This window comes from Rhodococcus sp. YH3-3 (assembly GCF_001653035.1).
Lineage (GTDB): Bacteria > Actinomycetota > Actinomycetes > Mycobacteriales > Mycobacteriaceae > Rhodococcus_F > Rhodococcus_F qingshengii.
Genome location: NZ_BCWH01000018.1, coordinates 1 through 2,041, shown reverse-complemented (window position 1 = coordinate 2,041; position 2,041 = coordinate 1). Strand labels below are relative to the sequence as shown.

The window sequence follows — 2,041 nt, the reverse complement described above, 5'->3', positions numbered from 1 at the left end:
GCTGCGACGACAGCGCCGATCCGCACGATCACCTCGAACTGGCCGAAGCCTGCCGCCTGCACCGCCTGGGCCAGTGGGTCGGTCGCGGCCGCAAGTCCCTCCGGGCCCAACGCTGCTAGGACGGCAGCCGCCACCACGGCGTACACCGCCAATGTGATGGCCAAGGCGATCGGAATAGCGCGTGGGATAGTGCGTTTCGGATCGCGAACTTCTTCCCCGAGGGTGGCGATGCGCGCATAGCCGGCGAACGCGAAGAAGAGGAGGCCGGCAGCCTGCACCACTCCGGCGAAGGTCATCGCCCCATCTGTTGCGAACGGCGACTGCCAGCCAGAGGCGCCGGTCAGGCACAACGTCACCACGAGTGCGAGGACCGCCAGAACCACGGTCACGATGATCCGTGCGAGCATCGCCGACTTCTGCACACCGACGTAGTTGACACCGGTGATCGCCAGTACCGCGGCGACCGCGACGGCATGCTCGTGACCCGGCCACGCGTAGGTGCCCACGGTCAACGCCATGGCAGCGCACGAGGCGGTCTTGCCGACGACGAATCCCCACCCCGCGAGATATCCCCAGAACGGCCCCAGCCGTTCTCGGCCGTACACGTAGGTGCCGCCGGATTCCGGATACAAGGCTGCAAGTCGCGCCGAGGACGTCGCATTGCAATATGCAATCACCGCCGCCACCGCTAATGCGATCAGAAGCCCACCGTGTGCAGCAGCGGCGGCAGGTCCCAGAGCCGCGAAGATTCCGGCGCCGATCATCGCGCCCAGCCCGATCACCACTGAATCGGCGACACCGAGGCGCCGTTGTAGGTGAGATGAATCCGGTGTGTCTGCAGGGGAAGGCAACTTCTCGCCCGGTGATGGCGTCACAACTTGCTCCTTGACAACATCTGTTATCGAACCCGATATCGGACTTCGATAGTAGAGGGGATCGGGATGAATCGCATAGGGACGCGAGGTGTCCGTCTGGTGAACAAGCTGTACGGTCGGCTCAGCTATGTGGCTGTGGCGAGTCTTAATCGAGGTGAGGAATTGGCTCGTGACAGGTCATTTACGTGGCGTGGAGATGGTGGTGACGGCGGTGCGGTGGTGGAGTTCTGTGCGCAGTTGGTGTGCTTCGAGGCTGAGTTGCTGGATTTGTGACGAAGCGAGAGCGATCTGTTCGGTGAGTTCGCGGTTACGTGTTCGGAGCTGCATGTTCTCGAGTACGACAGTGTTGATGTGAGAGGTCGGCAGTTCTGGGGTCGGTCTACTGCGATAGATCCGCCGTTGGCGGGACAGTTCATCGACCGTCTCGGGAAAATTGCGCCGGAGCGTGGTGTTGGCGATGCCGAGGCGTCGGGCGAGGCCGAGCACACTGGGTCGTACTCCGCGTTCGGCGGATTCGGTCAGTAACGCTGTGAGCTCAACTGATACTGCTGCTGTGGTTGGTAGCCCGCCGGATTGTGTCATCGTGAATCCGAGCGGTGACGGTCGATGAATGTGTGAATCTGTGATGCGCGTTCGGAGAGTTGGTTCTGCAACAGAGGTGGGAGTGTGGGACGTTCACGCAGCGTGTCGGCGATCTTTTCGGCTTCTGCGCTCAGCTTGATGAGGTTGTCGATGGTGAGTGCGACGTTCGGGCAGTTCAGTGGTTGGCAGCGATCGAGCTGCGGAACCGCACTCTTGGTTGTACTGCTGTTCAGGCACAGCGCTTTCCGGTCATCGAAGATGCATGTTGCATATTTCCCAGGGTAGATGGCTCCGGCCTTGCTTTTCAGTACACGTGTGAGCCGTTTGGGGTCGGTGATCACAGCCCCGGTGAACTGCGGATGGCTGGCCAGCGCTGCGAGTCGTGATGCTCCTTCCATTGCGGCTGGACCGGTCAATCGGGTGTGCTCGTGTTGATCGATCATGGCCAGCAGATCATTGCCTCGTAGTAGCGCTTGCTCGGCTTCGACTTCCGCACGGAAACCCGAATCTGAAGTTCCTGCATAACCTTCGAACATCTGAATACTCAAGTGGCGGTATGCGATCGCGCCCGCCACGGCTCCGCC

The 2,041-nt window shown here is 61.3% G+C and carries 3 protein-coding genes; all 3 read right to left on the bottom strand.

The window, feature by feature from the left end; all coding sequences use genetic code 11:
• Positions 1–764, bottom strand: a 764-nt coding sequence (locus YH3_RS34595) for an APC family permease (protein WP_154100425.1), incomplete at its 3' end; no start/stop codon positions are given.
• Between the two features lie 288 nt (positions 765–1,052).
• A complete protein-coding gene (locus YH3_RS34590; protein WP_064445169.1) occupies positions 1,053–1,457 on the bottom strand; it encodes a hypothetical protein in 405 nt (134 codons plus the stop codon).
• Positions 1,454–2,041 (bottom strand): hypothetical protein (locus YH3_RS36390; RefSeq protein ID WP_064445168.1); only part of this gene is annotated, 588 nt, incomplete at its 5' end. The genes YH3_RS34590 and YH3_RS36390, both read right to left, overlap by 4 nt.

Excerpts from the sequence above, each read along its gene's own strand:
- YH3_RS34590 (WP_064445169.1), bottom strand. The coding sequence starts at position 1,457 with ATGACACAATCCGGCGGGCTACCAACCACAGCAGCAGTATCAGTTGAG.